This is a genomic window from Streptomyces vulcanius (genome assembly GCF_042653945.1).
GTDB lineage: Bacteria > Actinomycetota > Actinomycetes > Streptomycetales > Streptomycetaceae > Streptomyces > Streptomyces mangrovi.
The window spans coordinates 195,851-210,103 of sequence record NZ_JBHSFK010000002.1; the positions used below are offsets into that span (position 1 = coordinate 195,851).

The window sequence follows — 14,253 nt, forward strand, 5'->3', positions numbered from 1 at the left end:
CCGCGATTTTTCAGACTCGTAGGGTTTTCGGACCGGAGCATTCCGAGTAGCTCCTTCCCCCGAGCACCGCCCTGGGAGCAAACGTGCCCGAAGAGAACATCGACAGCACGGCCTCACCGGAACCCGAATCGAAGCCCGTCCCGTTCGACCCGGTCATTCCGACCTTCCGGGAATGGGCCGTACTCAAGGCACAGCAGACAGAACTCACCTCGCGAATGAACAAACTCCGCGACAAGGTGGTGGCCGCGGTCCAGTCGCGCGGCTACGCAGACCACAAGGGATCGCAGTACATCGATCTCCCTTTCCCCATTCCGGTCGGCGACAGCGAGTACATCCGCATCAAGCGGGAGCGTCGCGTGTCCATCGTGGCCGACCTGGAGGCGGCCGAGCGGATCACCAAGGGACGCGGGGACCAGGTCTACCGTCGCGCCTTCCCCCCGGTCCCCACGCTGGACGCGGACGAGTTGTACGTCCTCCTCCAGGAGGGCGAGCTGTCCGAGGAGGACATGGACCAGATCATGGTCCAGAAGGAAACGTTCGCCTTCCGGGGACTGACGACGTGAACGGCATCGTCCCCCCTCGCCAGCCTCTGGACGTCTACCCGGGCACCAGCCGCCCCATCGGTGCCGCCCACCCCACGCAGGGCTATCCGGGCGGAGACGCCCGCTGGGACGAGGACCCCGTCTACAAGAAGATCTCCGGCTTCCACCGGGAATTCTTCGCCATCTCCCACCTTGCGAATGCACTCGGCCGAGCCCCGAAGACGATCTACAAGTGGGAAGCCAACGGCCTTTTCCCTGGGGCGACTTGGATCTACAACTCGGATTCCAGGAACGGCCGACGGCGCCTCTACACCAGGCGCCAGATCGAGGGCGTCGTCCTCATCGCCTTCGAAGAGGGCGTCCTCTCCCAGACGCAGCGCTTCATCTCGCAGACGAATTTCCCTGAGCGCTGCCGCGAACTGTTCATCCAGACGCGTGCGGCACTCCCCGAACCCATTCAGGACTGGAGCTAGACCATGCCCGAATCCCGCACGTACGGCCGTCGTCGCCGCCAGCTTCCCGCCACTGCGTCCAAGACCGAGCAGGCCGGGTTCGAGGTCGGCAAGCGCGAGGCCATCTCTGGCCGCGTCGTAGCCACCGGCGCCGGCGGCCCGACCCAGATGGCGGGCTGGGACGCCATGGACAAGACGGCGTCCGCCTCCGGCAGCGACATGTACCTCAAGGTCACGGAGGAGGCCACCGTCATCAAGATTCTCGGGGACGGCCCCTTCGACGTGTACAACTCCCACTGGATCGAGGAGATCGAGGACGGCTCGAAGTCGGTGCGCTGCTGGGGCACACCCGACTGCCCGCTCTGCGTGGTCGGGGACAAGGCCAAGCGGTTCAGCGCCTGCTTCGACGTCATCAGCCTGGAGGACCCCGACACTCCCGTCATGAAGATCTGGGAGGCCGGAATCAAGATCGCCCGGCAGCTCAAGGACATCGCGACGGACGGCAAGCGCGGTCCGCTGAACCGGGGCGACCTGTACTTCACGATCAAGAAGGAACAGAAGAAGAAGTCGGTCGAGTACACCCTGGAGCGCGTCAAGGAGCGCGACCTGTACGAGGAGTACGACGTCGAGCCCCTCACCGACGAGGCCCTGGAGACGTTCCTGGCCGAGGCCCATCAGTGGGGCGACGTCGTGAAGGAGAAGCTCGACGAGGACGCCATGCAGGAGGTCGTGGACCTCGTCATGGAGGGCTGAGCCCAACCCCCGCCGACCGCCCGCCCCGGGTGAGGACCCACACCCCGGGGCGGGCTGCTTCTCCGATCCAGGGGACGTTCCGTGCACCAGCTCGTCACCACGACCGACCAACTCCACGACGTCATCGAGTACTTCGAGACACGCGAGGGATTCGCATTCGACGTCGAGACCGTCGGACCGCACCGCGGCGTGCCGGCCGTCAACGAAGTCACCTGGCTTTCCCTGTCCACTGATGGCGCCTGCTCGGTCATCCCGCTCGGCCACCCCAACGGCTACAACCTTCTGCGGAAAGCCACCCGCAGGAAGAACAAGCAGACCGGCGAGTGGGAGCACCTTCCGGCGCTGTTCGACGAGCCCCCGAAACAGCTCCGGCCCTCACAGGTATTCGGCGCGCTGGAGAACCTCTTCTTCTCCGACCGCGTCAAGGTCGCCCATAACGCCCCGTTCGACCTCTTGAGTGTCGCGAAGTACTTCCCTGGCCGCGGCTTTCCGCCCCCGCCCTACGGGGACACCATCGTCGCCGCCTGGCTGCTCGACGAGAACCGGCTCCTGGGCCTCAAGCCACTGGACCGCGAGCGCTACGGGCTCGACTACGACCACGACAACACCGGCAAGTGCGTCGAGAAACACCCTTTCGGCCAGGTCCAGGAGTACGCCTGGCTCGACGGCCGGACCACCTGGCTCCACTGGAAAGACATGCGGCCGAAGATCACGGCCGAGGGCCTGGACGACATGTGGGCCCTGGAGATGGACGTCCTGCACTGCCTGCTCCACATGGGCCGCGGCGTCCCCATCGACATCCACGCGCTCAGGGAACTCCGCACCCGGCTGCGCGCCGAGATGGAGCATGCCGAAGCCGAGGTCTACCGGGCCGCCGGCAAGGTCTTCAACATCAACTCGACCCCGCAGAAACAGAAGATCCTCTACGAGGAGCAGGGTCTCAAGCCCCGGAAGCTGACCAAGAAGGGCGCTCCGTCCACGGACGCCGAAGCCCTTGAGCCCTACAAAGGCCGCAACAACTTCGTCAACGCCCTCCTCGGCTACCAGGACGTCAGCAAAATCCTGTCCACGTATGTCGAGGGGTACCTGGGCGACGGCGAGGAAAAACCGACCCAGATCTTCAACGGGCGCATCTACCCGATGCTCAAGCAATACGGCACGGTGACCGGGAGGTTCAGCGCCTCCACCCCCAATATCCAGAACTGGCCGCGCGCCGACACTGAGTGGGGGAAGGCCATCCGCGACCTGGTCGACCCGCTTCCCGGGTTCGTCCTCCTGGTCGCGGACTACGCTCAAATCGAGCAGCGCATCCTCGCGCATTTCGCGGGCAAGGGCGCACTCTGGCAAGGGTTTTGGGACGGAGTGGACGCCCACACCGCGACGGCCGCAGCCGTATTCGGCGTCGCACCCGAAGACGTCACCAAGCAAATGCGGCAAGTAGCCAAGGCCATCGCATTCGCCATCAATTATGGCGCGGGGCCGCAGAAGGTCGCGGACATGTCGCACACAACCCTGCGCCGGGCCAAGCAGATCCTCGCGACGCACGAGAAGCAGTTCCCCGAGGTCTACGCCTACAAGCGCAAGCTCCTGCGCACCGTCAGGTCCCGCCGGCCGGAGCCCTACCTGCGCACCCTGCTCGGCCGGAAGCGGCGTCTGCCGGACCTCTTGTCGTACGACAGAGGCCACCGTGCCAAGGCAGAGCGCCAGGTCGTGAATTCCCACATTCAGGGATCGAACGCGGACATCACGAAGCTCGCCCTGGTGCGTCTGCACAAGAGCCTGCTGCCGGACATGCAGATCCTGCTCACCGTGCATGACGAGATCGCTGCCATGTGCCCGGCCGATATCGCCGAGGAAGGCGCCAAGGTGTTGCACGAGGCAATGGCCGGAGAGGGAATGCAGCTCCTCTCCGTGCCTGTCACCACGGACGTAAAAATCTGCCACCGCTGGTCTGAAGCGAAATAATTCCACGACCTAGGCTGGAACCATGCCAGACATCGAGACCTCAGCACCCGCAGTATTCCGTGGAATGCTCCGCGACATTGTCGCGTGCCGCGACTTCGACGAGGTGTGCCTAATGCTCGGGCTGGTTCCGGCCGGCCCGGACGTGGACGAGGTTGAACACATCCAGTCCCACCAGCGGATCGAACAATTCATGCCGGTGGCATACGAGGCGCTTTCGCACGCCGATGTCGCAGCGAATGTCCTCTGCCGACTGACCCATCTGAGCGGCGACGGAAGGGACATCGACGAACGCTCGATGGCGATGTTCAACTTCGTCAGCCGTACCGCCTGCACCGCGGTTATCTCTCACCTTCTGGAAAACGGAACGCTGAAAATCGGAGAGGACTCATGAGCAGTGACTTCTGGCTGAACAAGTTCCGCGAGGCCCAGGGTGGCCAGCCCCAGCCTCGCCAGCAGGCCGGCCTCACCCCGGCCGGGACGCCGTGGTGGGCCCACCCCACGTACGTCCGGCACGAGACTCCGCCGGCCGCACCCCGGAACGATCCCCAGCAGGTGCAGCGCGAGTACCAGACCGAGCGCGCCCAGTCCGCCAAGCAGTCGGAGCGGTGCCCGTCCTGCCAGGGCGAGCACTACTGGCGGGCGACGCCCAACTCCATGGCCCAGTGCTTCGACTGCGGGTGGCCCGTCCAGAACTCCACCCAGGGCGTCGCCATCGCCAACAACAGCTCGGCTCCCCAGAAGGTCTCGCTGCACCAGGCCAAGGGCAGCGGCTACAACCCGCAGACCATCATCGGCCGGCTCTGAGTTCTTCCCAGGCACCAACTCGTCCAAGGAGATCCTATGCGTGCCGCACTTCTTGTCGCTGGCGTCAGCCTCATCGCCGTCGGCCTGTACATGATTTTCTTCGGGGAAAGCGCAAGCGACGCCCCGGCGGAAACGCCCCGCATTCCGGCGGCCAGCATCGGCCCGGACGGCGCCGAGCCCGCTTGGACGCACGTCTGCCTCGGCACCGACGATGAGCCAGCCGGGTGTAAGGACATCTAAAAATAGGCCACCCATTTGGCCCTGTGCGGTATTTTTTCCGTTTCATACGGTTTGGGAATGCCGCTCAGTGATGAGACCCGCGCTCTCATGGCGCGGATCAACAAGAAGTACGGCGCCGGCTCGGTAGTTCTCGCGTCCAAGATGCCTGCCGTTCCCCGATTCCCTTCCGGGTCACTCTCCCTCGACGTAATGCTCGGGGGAGGGTGGCCAGGTAACCAGTGGAACGAAATCCTGGGCAGCGAAAGCTCCGGGAAGACAACGATCGTCCACAAAACCATCGCCGCGAATCAACAGCAGAATCCCGAGTTCACGACGTTCTGGGTCGCCGCAGAAGGCTACGACCACGAATGGGCCACGACTCTCGGAGTCGATGTGGACCGCGTCATCGTCTTCGAGACGAACGCGATGGAAGACGCGTACGCCGAAATGATCAAGGCGGCTGAGTCGCGGGCCGTGGACGCTGTCGTGCTCGACTCCTACCCGGCCCTGGTCGCACTCGACGAGGACGCCAAGGACATGGACGAGGCGACCATGGCGTCCGGGGCCCGGGTGACCGGCAAATTCTTCCGGAAGGTCGGGCAGGCGACCCGCCGCAGCCTCGTCGAGCAGGAACGACCGCTGCTGGCCCTGATCGTCAACCAGTTCAGGGACCAGATCGGCGCCTGGGCACCGGCGGGCAGCACCCCGAAAACCTCTCCCGGCGGAAAAGCCAAGAACTACGCGTACTACACGCGCTTGGAAGTCTCCCGCACGGAATGGATCGACGAGAAGCGCCCCGCCGGCGGATCGATACGCGTCGGCCAGGTCATCAAAGCCAAGACCCTCAAGTCAAAGGCAGCCGCCCCGCAGCAAGTAGCCACACTCCGCTTCTACTTCGCCAACAGCTCGACGGGAATCTACGCGGGCGAATACGACCTCGCATCGCAGCTCATCACCCAGGGCATCTACCACGGCCTCATCCGCCTCGACGGCAGTTGGTACAAGTACGCCGAATACCAGTGGCACGGCGACAAGAAAATGGCCGCCGCCATGCGGGAAGACCTCGACCTCCAGCAGCAGCTCAGCGCCGACGTGATGGCCGCGATCCGGAGCGAGGACTGATGGACCGCCGAATCAAATCCTCCCGCACGCAGGAGAAGAAGCTCGCCAAGGACATCGGCGGGACCACCGTCGCCGGAAGTGGAAACGGCTGGGCGGTCAAGAACGACGTCCGCAATCAGCAGTGGTCCATCGAATGCAAGACCACGGCCGCGGCCAGCTTCTCCCTCACCCACCGCGACCTGATCAACGCCGAGAAGAACGCCCTCCTCGACCTTCGCGACATGGCCTTCGCCATCGAAATGCGGGGTCGCACCTGGGTCGTCCTCTCCAGAGAAACGTTCCTGCGCCTCATCGAACGCGAGGAGGGCACGTGATGGGAATTCGCGCCGTCGTCAACGCACCCAACTGGAGCGAATCACATCACCGGGGAGAGGCAAAGTGCCGCGACACATCCCTCACCCCGACGCGCAATCGCGACGTGTTCTTCGAGGACGAAGCCCTCGCGCTCGACATCTGTAACGGCACCTACGACGGCAGGGTCTGCCCCCGCCGCACGGAATGCCTCCGCGTCGCCATGTTCAACAAGGAGAACTTCGGCATCTGGGGCGGCATGAACGCCAAGGACCGCCTGGATATGCGCATGCGGTACCCCGGAATGCCCGAGCGCTGGATCTGGCACGCCCCCGGAGAAACAGAATCACCGAGCAACGAGGAGACCCAGTGGCCAGCCGCGTCGTAAAGGGCGGACACGCGCTCACCGAATACCTCAACGCGGCCAAGAGCATGGAGCCCCTCTACGGGGACGTCCAAAAACACGTCCTGGAAAAGGCCCTCAAGCCCTCCGGCCGGCGCCAGGACGTCCTCCACCCGAGCGAGATGGTCAAGCCGGACTGGTGCCACCTCGCCGCGTTCCACCGCCTCCGCCTGGAAGCCGAGCCAGCCGACCGCAGGAAGACGAGCTTCACCCGCGAGAACATCTTCCAGGAGGGGCACGAGACCCACACGAAGTGGCAGCGGTGGCTCACCGAGATGGGCCGCCTGGCAGGCGACTGGCACTGCCGGGCCTGCGACCAGGTGTTCTGGGACGACGAGACGCCAACCTGCTGCCAGCTCTGCTCCGCATCCCGCCGGTGCGTCGAGTACGCCGAAGTCCCCCTCAACGCTCACCCTCTGCGCATCGGGGGCAAGGCGGACGGCTACTCCCCGCACGACAACGCGCTCATCGAAATCAAGACCCTCGGGCTCGGATCATTGCGCTACGAGCGCCCTGAATTCCTTGAGCGCTACACCGTCGAGACCGACGAGTACGGCAAGCTGCCCGACCTCACCCGACTTTGGCGCGACTTCCGCCGGCCGCTGCCCTCCGCCGTACGCCAGACCCAGCTCTACATGTACCTCGGCGTGCATTTCGAGGATCTCGAAGTCGACCGCACCATTTTTTTCTACGACTTCAAGAACACCCAGGAGACGAAGTCATTCACCGTCACATATGACGAGAGCTACTCCGAGCCGCTCATCGAAGCCGCCGCCGCAATCGTCGACTGCGTCGCCGCTGACGTCGCACCTCACTGCAACATCAACGGCCGTATCGGCTGCGCCTCGTGCCTGGAATTCAAGGAGCAGAAGTGACCACCGCTGCTGAACGTCTCTGGGACGAACTCGAATCAATGGGCTTCGAAAAGGAAGAGCGTCCGGACGGCTACCTCCCCGCTCTGCCGCTCGACATCACCGAGCTGACCGACCAGGAGCTGATGGTCCTCTACGGCCGGTACGTCTCCTGGACCGCGTACGCAGCCGCGCGCCTGGCCGAGGCCCGCGCGAACGAGAAGGCCGCCAAGCAGAACCTCAACCACTCCTTGGCCACCGCTTCCCTGAACGCGTCCATGGAGAAGACGGTCGCGGGCAGGAAGGCCGCTGCCGCGGCTGACTCCCGGGTCCAGGCCGACGAAGAGAAGCATGTCGCGGCCCTCAGCCTGTGTGAGGCCCTCGACATGGTCCACAGGAATGCCGAAGCCCGCGGCAGCTTCTGTTCCCGAGACCTCAGCCGTCGGCAGAACAGCCGTGACACCGAGACCCGCGCCCACCGGTGGGGGGTCTGATGCCCCGCATCTACGTCGGCATCGACCAGTCCTACTCCGGCTGCGCGGTCGTCTCCTTCTGCCCCTCCACCAACATCGCCACCGAGCACGTCTACGACTTCTCTCCGGCCAAGGCCGGCACCGGCCCGCAGCGCCTGGGCTACGTCCACAACATCCTGCGCGAGCACTTCATGTACCTGCGCCAGGAGGGCACAGTCGGCCAGGTGTGCTTCGAGGGCTACTCCTACGGCTCGAAGTTCCGCCGCGAGGAGCTGGGCGAGCTGGGCGGCGTCATGCGCCTGGCCCTCGTGCAGACCTTTCCCCCGCATCTGCTGCGCCCTGTCGCCCCGACCACGGTGAAGAAGTTCGTCACCGGCAGCGGCCGGGCCGACAAGGACAAGATGATGCTCGCCGTGTACATGCGCTGGAAGCACGAGTCCTCCAGCCACGATGCGGCCGACGCCTACGCCCTGGCCCGCATCGCGGCCGGCCTGGAGTCCGAGCAGCCCTTGGAGCTGAAGTTCCAGCAGGAAGTCATCGACTCCCTCCTCAACCCGAAGCCCAGCCGCTCGAAAAAGGCTGCATAACCGAACGTAATTCCCGCCGCTTACGCTCCCTGCATCAGACCAAAATGCAGGGAGCAATCATCGTGCAGACTCAGCCCGATGCGGTCTCCGAAAAGGAGTTCCGCGTCAAGTCGACGACTCCTCCACCCGAACTCGGCTCCGCCATCGCGCACGCCATCAAGGCGGATTACCAGGTTGTCCTCAAGGCAGTCGGCGCCGGAGCCATCAATCAGGCGGTGAAGTCGATTCCCATCGCCCAGAGCTTCGTCTCGTCCTTCGGAACCAACCTCACCGAAGAGATCACGTTCTTTCGCAGCAAGTCTCCCGAGGGAGAACTTCTCGGCATCGCGATCCGTGTCATGGGCTCGTGAAATATTCGCCGAAAACTACGGAGACCTAAGCTCCAGAGCAGGCCCGCTCACCGCCAATTCGTACAGCACTCATGTTCAGCATCTCCAGGGCCCCGACCGCCGCGCGGAGGAGAACATGAGCCAGCACTGGACCCCGCCCAACCGAGGCAAGACGAACGTCGTCAGCAGCCTGAACACCGGCGAGTTCCCGACGATGGGCAGCGAATCGCACCGCGTCACCTGGGCCCGCCCCACCAACGGCACCTCCCGGTCTCGCTCCGGCCTTTCCAAGGGCGCCGACCCCACGGTGAAGAACAAGTCCAACCGCAGCCAGCGCACCACCTCAGCCTCCGAGACCTACGGTCCGGCCGGCATCGTCACCGTCGCCCGCTCGTACCACGGCCCCGGCTGCCCCTGCTGCGCCACCACCAGCAGCCGCCAGGTGCGCTCTGCATTCGGTGAGCAGGAGAACTTCCGTAGCGGAGGTTCGACCGGCTACAAGGCGGGCTGACCCATGCTGCCGCTCATCGCCGGCCTGCTCGGCAGGGCCGCCGCGACCGAGGCCGTCGGCGCCGTCACCGGTACCGCTGCCCGCTCCGCCGTGACCTCCGCCGCCAACTCGGGCGCCATCAGCGCCGGTACCAGCGCGGCCGGCAACGGCGGGCGGGTGCTGTCGGCGATGCAGTTCGGCTCGTCAGCGGCACGCGCCATGTCTCACGGAGGCGCCCCGGCCGCAGCTCCCGCGCCCGCGGCTCAGTCCGACGACCTGGGGTGGGCGCGCTCATGAGCACTGGCGTTACCTCCCCCAGCAGCCCTCGCACCGCCTCACTGCCGCTGACCGGCTCGGCGACCAACGGCTCCCTCGCCGTGGCCCCCAGCCGCCCGGACATGGACCAGCAGGCCGACTCCTCGTTCGCGGTCAACGCAGGGCTCGACCGCGGCCCGGCCCTCTCCGAGTTCGCGCACGGGGCCAACTCAACCTGGAGGTGAACCATGGGCACTGCCAACTTCAACGGCCGGCAATTCCGCACTGCGCAGCACGCACTTCCCGGCATGAGCAACCCGGCCATGGCGAGCCAGCGCGTCACCCCGCCCGCTCAGCCGCCCGCGCCGCCTGCCACACCGGCCGCGGCCTCGTCCGGACCGGGCTGGACCCAGCCGCAGTTGCCTCTTGGCCCGACCCCCAGTTCACCCCAATCGCCTTCCGCCGCAGGCCCCACTCCGACCCGGTGGCCCAGTCCCGCTCCCGCGTCCGCACCTTCTGCGTCGTCGCCGGTGCGGCCCCCGGTGGTCATCAACCGCGCTGCGTACCAGGCCGTCGGTCAGCGCTTCGGAGCGCCTGTCGGACCGGTCCCCGCCGCGGCCCGTCCCGCACCCGCCAGCCCGGCGCCCACCCCGCCTCAGCCCAACCACCCGCCCGCGCCTGCTGCTCCGCCCAGCACCGCGGCCCGGCCCCAGGCGCCGGCCTGGGTCGGACGCACGGCGCGCTACGGCGGGCTGGCCGTCGGCCTCGGCGCCCGCGCCTTCCAGTCCGTCAACAAGGTCGCCACCGACCCGGCTCGCTCCGGCAACCCCCTCTACAAGCCGACCCAGGGCTGGAGCAAGTCATGAGCTACCCCGGTCGCGCAGGCGCGAACTCCAACCTGAGCTACAACCCGCCCTACCAGGCCGGTACGGGCGGCGGAATGACGTACACCGGCGGGTCCGGCGGCTATCTGATGACCGGCGCCCGCGACATTCTCGACGCCCGGCGGCTGATGGAGACGGGCCACGTTCCGAGCGCCGAATACCCCGACGGCTATCTCGGCACGATCGGCAGTAACACGCGGCGGCAGGACCGGCTCCTCAATCAGATCGGCAACCGCGCCACTCAGCGCTCCTACCAAAGGGGCGTGCACAAGGGGGAGCGGATCGACCCGGCCGACTACTACTGGACCGACGACGTCAACCCCACGGCCGCACTCCAAGCGCAGGCACGCGGAGAGAAGTGGACGCAGCGCGGCAGCTTCATCGGCTCCCCGCTCGTGAACGACGGCAAGTCGGAAACGCTCGTCGCCACTCAGGCTCGATTCGCCACGGCACAGCGCGTCTACACCCAGGAAGTCACCCCGCCCTTCACGGCCGTCAACGAGGCACGTCGCGCGCAGCTCATGCGATTCAAGCCGGCCTGGAGGTGATGACGATGCTCTCCCAAGACTCCATTTACGCGCGTCGACCGTGGTCGTCGCTCCAGGAGCAGCAGGTCACGAATTACCTGCGCGAGTGGACCGATATGCCGCCGGATGCAGTGCGTCGGATCAAGCCGCCCATTCCGAATATCGGCCGCACGCCGCCTCGCTTCGGGTACCGGCAGCACGTTCCCGGAATCGACGACATCGCGCGGCTCGACGACGTGTACCCCGGCAGCCGCGTCGATTACAGCCAGCGTCAGTCCGGGTATTCCGCGACCTCGTACCCCGCTCTGGGAGTGATGTGACATGCCCAAGGCCACCCGTTCCACCGATCGCCGCCGAACCGGCCGGGGCGACAACATCACCGGTGTCACCCACGGCAAGGCGAATCTCCAGGACCAGCGCACCAAGGGCGCGTACGCCCCGAAGGCGCCGTCCACCAATTCGGAGTTCTCTGCCGGAGTTTCTGTCGGCAGGACCATGGGCGCCGGCGTCTCGGCGGGCTCGTCGAAGAAACGTGCCGCCCCTGCTGTCCGGAAGCTCGGTGAGAAGTAATGCGTCTGCCTCGAATCCTCAACTGGCTGCGCCGCAACAAGGAAAAGGCGAAGGCAGCGAAGAAGACCGCCGCGAAGAAGGCGGCACCGAAGAAGAAGGCAGGTGGGACGAAGTGAGCTACGCAAACCAGCGCTCCCTCACCGGAGAGGTCAACGAGGGGCTCACCGACGGCACTTACAAGAAGGTCGTTCGCGATCGGGGCGGAGAGGTCGAGGCGACCACGTACGACGCCCGCCGTGACCTGGACGACGTCTGGTACGGCATCCACGAGGCCCAGACGAAGGCGACGCCCGACGGCCGTGCGGTCAGCACCCCCAACTACGTGCCCACTCCGGCACCCCACCTCTACCTCGGGATGTGACGTGAGGCAGCACGGATTCATCTACCCGCCGATGATCACGAAGAAGATCCTCGGGGCGGGACTGAGCCTGTACGTTGCCGCGACGGCTCTGCGGCAGGCCCAGGGCACAACGACGCCGTTCTCCGTGGTCAAGGCGCAGGAATTCACCGCCACTTACTGGATCGCATTCGTCTACGTTTCGATCGGCGTGGTACTCGGATTCGTCTCGCTGGTGTACTCGCTGAAGTCCTCCAGCCTCCGCCTGATGGGCGTTATCTCTGCCTACCTGCTCGCCTTCAGTGCCGTTTCGCTGATGAATTCCCCAGCGACCCTGGGCATGCAGATCGCCAATGCCCTGGCCATCTTCGGGGTTTGCGTTGTCGCCTTCTCCGCCTGGCTGCGCCACCTGCGGGAGCGGCCATGAACTTTAACGACGTCGCGGCCCAGGTCGTCTCGATTTTCATCAGCGCCATGGGACTCGCGCTCATCCGACTCATCGCGAAGTTCGTTCCGGAAGACCCCCCGCCCGTTCCCCGCGACCCTGACACACCCACGCCTCCGAAGGCTCACCCGGAAAGCGATGACGTAAATGGCTAACGAAAAGTGGAACCTGGCGACGAACAGTGCTCTGACGAGCGAGCCCGGCAGTCCGGTCGCTCTCGTCAACCCTCCGCTCACCGCCGAGCAGCGGGTCGCCGCGCGGCCGGCCGACTACGGCGACAGCGTCGTACCCCCGAAGCCCACCTGGTACAAGACTTCCGACGGGGAGGACACCGGAGCGGGCCGGGTCCAGCCGCGTGAGATCCAGCTCTACTGGCGCTCCAACATCGGTGAGATCGCGGCGCACTCCAAGATGCCGCCCCTGCCGCCGCTGCCCGACCAGGGCGGTTACAACCTCGGCTCCCGGGGCCTGGACCACATCTACATCGCCGGCCACCGCGTCACGGTCGTCGGCGAGGGCGACGTCATCGTGCCCGGCGGAGACACCGACGCGCTGGTCACCGGGTACTGGGACCGCACCGACCCCGTACACCCGCAGTGGACACGCATCGAGCCGGAGACCGAGTACACCGTCACGGTCGAGGCGTACAACCACGACCACGTCTACGGTCCGGCCTCGGACGAACTGACCGTCACCACCCCGGCGGTCGGCTACGACCAGCAGCACACCACCCTGCCGCCCGGCCCCGTCAACGATGTCCAGTTCGGCGGCCCGCTCCCGGTCATCACCTCCAGCGGTGGCGGGGCCATCACCCTGCGCTGGCAGAAGCAGCTCAACGTCACCAAGTACGAGGTCTTCGACAACAGCTCCCGGGAGACCGACGTCCCCATGGACCTCGCGCGGCCCGGCCTGAACGAGGGCGACGTCAAGCTCGGCGAGGTCAACCAGCCCTCCGGCGCCACGCAGACCGTCACCTTCACCACCCCGAACTACACCACCCCCGACCAGCGCCTGGCCCTCAAGGTTCGCGCCGTGCGTACCGACTCCAACGGGACCGCCACGGGCCCGTTCTCCCCGGTTCTGCGCAGCCAGATCCCCCCGGCCACCGCTTCCCCGGGCAAGGCAGGCACTCCGACGCTCACCGAGTCCCCGATCGTCGGCGGCCAGGTCAAGCTCACCCTCGTCCCGCCGTCCATCGGCTCTGCCAACGGCGCCCCGACCTACTACGCGGTCTACGACGGCACCCGCAAGGTCGCCACCGTTCAGGCCCCGCTCGGCGCGGCCCCGCACGTCACGCTGTCCTACAAGGCCGCCCAGGCGTACTCGTTCACCGTGGTCGCGGGCAACAGCCTCGGCACCGGCACGCCGTCCAACGCGCTCACCGGCACCGTCCCCACCCCGGCCGCCCCGGCAGCGCCCACCGGTCTGGCGCTCAACGGCTCACCGACCACCACCAGCGTCCCCGTCCAGTGGAACGCGATCACGATGGACCCGCCGGTCACGAAGTACACGCTCTACCAGGGCACCACGAACAAGGGCGACGTCGCTGTCCCCAACACCTCCGGCACGGTCACCGGCTACACGGCCGGCCAGAACTACTCGATCTCGGTCACCGCCACCAACTCCGTCGGCGAGTCCGCGAAGTCGACCGCGATCACCGGCAAGACGAACGCCGTCCCCGGCGCCCCCACGGCCGTCGCGGTGAACAACGTGACCACGACCGGCATGGACGTCTCCTGGACCGCGCCCGCCGGCGCCCAGCCTGCCGTGACCAACTACAAGGTCTACGACGGCACGACCCTCAAGGCCACCGTCCCGGCCGGCTCCACCTCCACCACCCTCACCGGCTACACGCCGTCCACGGACTACTCCATCACCGTGGCCGCCGTGAACACGGTCGGCGAGGGCGCCAAGTCGAGCCCGGCTGTCACGGGCACCACCCCCGCCTCGTAAG

Annotated in this window: 24 protein-coding genes; all 24 read left to right on the forward strand. The window is 66.3% G+C overall.

Translation table 11 applies throughout. The annotated features are described in order from the left end of the window. The first annotated feature begins 83 nt into the window (after positions 1-83). The 24 genes from ACFPIH_RS03275 (at position 84) to ACFPIH_RS03390 (ending at position 14,252) form a co-directional block, all read left to right on the forward strand. Positions 84-563, forward strand: a complete 480-nt coding sequence (locus ACFPIH_RS03275; protein ID WP_361942010.1) for a hypothetical protein — start codon at positions 84-86, stop codon at positions 561-563. Then, positions 560-1,015 carry a MerR family transcriptional regulator gene (locus tag ACFPIH_RS03280; RefSeq protein ID WP_361942007.1) on the forward strand — a complete coding sequence of 152 codons (456 nt, stop codon included), beginning with the start codon at positions 560-562 and terminating at the stop codon, positions 1,013-1,015. The genes ACFPIH_RS03275 and ACFPIH_RS03280 overlap by 4 nt, the downstream gene beginning before the upstream one ends. Before the next feature lie 3 nt (positions 1,016-1,018). Further along, on the forward strand, positions 1,019-1,747 hold the full coding sequence (locus ACFPIH_RS03285; RefSeq protein ID WP_381167963.1) for a hypothetical protein: 729 nt from the start codon (positions 1,019-1,021) through the stop codon (positions 1,745-1,747). Between the two features lie 81 nt (positions 1,748-1,828). Continuing rightward, complete coding sequence (locus ACFPIH_RS03290; RefSeq protein ID WP_381167965.1) at positions 1,829-3,712, forward strand: DNA polymerase; 1,884 nt, start codon at positions 1,829-1,831, stop codon at positions 3,710-3,712. 22 nt (positions 3,713-3,734) lie between these two features. Then, the gene (locus tag ACFPIH_RS03295) at positions 3,735-4,103 is read left to right on the forward strand and encodes a hypothetical protein (protein WP_361941998.1); all 369 of its coding nucleotides are present in this window, start codon (positions 3,735-3,737) and stop codon (positions 4,101-4,103) included. Then, on the forward strand, positions 4,100-4,516 hold the full coding sequence (locus tag ACFPIH_RS03300; protein ID WP_381167967.1) for a hypothetical protein: 417 nt from the start codon (positions 4,100-4,102) through the stop codon (positions 4,514-4,516). The genes ACFPIH_RS03295 and ACFPIH_RS03300 overlap by 4 nt, the downstream gene beginning before the upstream one ends. 36 nt (positions 4,517-4,552) lie before the next feature. After that, positions 4,553-4,756 carry a hypothetical protein gene (locus tag ACFPIH_RS03305; RefSeq protein WP_361941991.1) on the forward strand — a complete coding sequence of 68 codons (204 nt, stop codon included), beginning with the start codon at positions 4,553-4,555 and terminating at the stop codon, positions 4,754-4,756. Positions 4,757-4,813: 57 nt separating this feature from the next. Further along, entirely contained in the window at positions 4,814-5,857 is a 1,044-nt protein-coding gene (locus tag ACFPIH_RS03310; protein ID WP_381167969.1) for a P-loop NTPase family protein, read from the forward strand. Further along, positions 5,857-6,171, forward strand: a complete 315-nt coding sequence (locus tag ACFPIH_RS03315; RefSeq protein ID WP_381167971.1) for a hypothetical protein — start codon at positions 5,857-5,859, stop codon at positions 6,169-6,171. The genes ACFPIH_RS03310 and ACFPIH_RS03315 overlap by 1 nt, the downstream gene beginning before the upstream one ends. Beyond that, the gene (locus ACFPIH_RS03320; RefSeq protein WP_381167973.1) at positions 6,171-6,536 is read left to right on the forward strand and encodes a WhiB family transcriptional regulator; all 366 of its coding nucleotides are present in this window, start codon (positions 6,171-6,173) and stop codon (positions 6,534-6,536) included. The genes ACFPIH_RS03315 and ACFPIH_RS03320 overlap by 1 nt, the downstream gene beginning before the upstream one ends. Further along, positions 6,518-7,426 carry a hypothetical protein gene (locus ACFPIH_RS03325; protein WP_381167975.1) on the forward strand — a complete coding sequence of 303 codons (909 nt, stop codon included), beginning with the start codon at positions 6,518-6,520 and terminating at the stop codon, positions 7,424-7,426. The genes ACFPIH_RS03320 and ACFPIH_RS03325 overlap by 19 nt, the downstream gene beginning before the upstream one ends. Then, positions 7,423-7,896, forward strand: coding sequence for a hypothetical protein (locus tag ACFPIH_RS03330; protein ID WP_381167977.1), 474 nt, complete (start codon positions 7,423-7,425; stop codon positions 7,894-7,896). Before ACFPIH_RS03325 ends, ACFPIH_RS03330 begins: the two co-directional genes overlap by 4 nt. After that, a complete protein-coding gene (locus ACFPIH_RS03335; RefSeq protein WP_381167979.1) occupies positions 7,896-8,462 on the forward strand; it encodes a crossover junction endodeoxyribonuclease RuvC in 567 nt (188 codons plus the stop codon). Before ACFPIH_RS03330 ends, ACFPIH_RS03335 begins: the two co-directional genes overlap by 1 nt. A gap of 62 nt (positions 8,463-8,524) precedes the next feature. Continuing rightward, positions 8,525-8,812, forward strand: a complete 288-nt coding sequence (locus ACFPIH_RS03340) for a stage V sporulation protein S (RefSeq protein WP_381167981.1) — start codon at positions 8,525-8,527, stop codon at positions 8,810-8,812. A gap of 115 nt (positions 8,813-8,927) precedes the next feature. Continuing rightward, positions 8,928-9,302: a hypothetical protein gene (locus ACFPIH_RS03345; protein WP_381167983.1), complete on the forward strand. Its 375-nt coding sequence runs from the start codon at positions 8,928-8,930 to the stop codon at positions 9,300-9,302. Positions 9,303-9,305: 3 nt separating this feature from the next. Further along, positions 9,306-9,578 (forward strand): hypothetical protein, encoded by a 273-nt coding sequence (locus ACFPIH_RS03350; protein ID WP_381167985.1) that lies wholly within the window; start codon positions 9,306-9,308, stop codon positions 9,576-9,578. Then, positions 9,575-9,781, forward strand: coding sequence for a hypothetical protein (locus ACFPIH_RS03355; RefSeq protein WP_381167987.1), 207 nt, complete (start codon positions 9,575-9,577; stop codon positions 9,779-9,781). Before ACFPIH_RS03350 ends, ACFPIH_RS03355 begins: the two co-directional genes overlap by 4 nt. Before the next feature lie 297 nt (positions 9,782-10,078). Further along, complete coding sequence (locus ACFPIH_RS03360; protein WP_381167989.1) at positions 10,079-10,402, forward strand: hypothetical protein; 324 nt, start codon at positions 10,079-10,081, stop codon at positions 10,400-10,402. Further along, positions 10,399-10,968 (forward strand): hypothetical protein, encoded by a 570-nt coding sequence (locus tag ACFPIH_RS03365; RefSeq protein ID WP_381167991.1) that lies wholly within the window; start codon positions 10,399-10,401, stop codon positions 10,966-10,968. Before ACFPIH_RS03360 ends, ACFPIH_RS03365 begins: the two co-directional genes overlap by 4 nt. 5 nt (positions 10,969-10,973) lie before the next feature. Then, positions 10,974-11,267, forward strand: coding sequence for a hypothetical protein (locus ACFPIH_RS03370; RefSeq protein ID WP_381167993.1), 294 nt, complete (start codon positions 10,974-10,976; stop codon positions 11,265-11,267). Position 11,268: 1 nt separating this feature from the next. Further along, entirely contained in the window at positions 11,269-11,517 is a 249-nt protein-coding gene (locus ACFPIH_RS03375) for a hypothetical protein (protein ID WP_361941949.1), read from the forward strand. A gap of 112 nt (positions 11,518-11,629) precedes the next feature. Next, the gene (locus ACFPIH_RS03380; RefSeq protein ID WP_381167995.1) at positions 11,630-11,878 is read left to right on the forward strand and encodes a hypothetical protein; all 249 of its coding nucleotides are present in this window, start codon (positions 11,630-11,632) and stop codon (positions 11,876-11,878) included. 31 nt (positions 11,879-11,909) lie between these two features. Next, positions 11,910-12,281, forward strand: coding sequence for a hypothetical protein (locus ACFPIH_RS03385; RefSeq protein ID WP_381167997.1), 372 nt, complete (start codon positions 11,910-11,912; stop codon positions 12,279-12,281). A 165-nt stretch (positions 12,282-12,446) separates the two neighbouring features. Next, positions 12,447-14,252: a fibronectin type III domain-containing protein gene (locus tag ACFPIH_RS03390; protein ID WP_381167999.1), complete on the forward strand. Its 1,806-nt coding sequence runs from the start codon at positions 12,447-12,449 to the stop codon at positions 14,250-14,252. The last annotated feature ends 1 nt before the right edge of the window (position 14,253 follow it).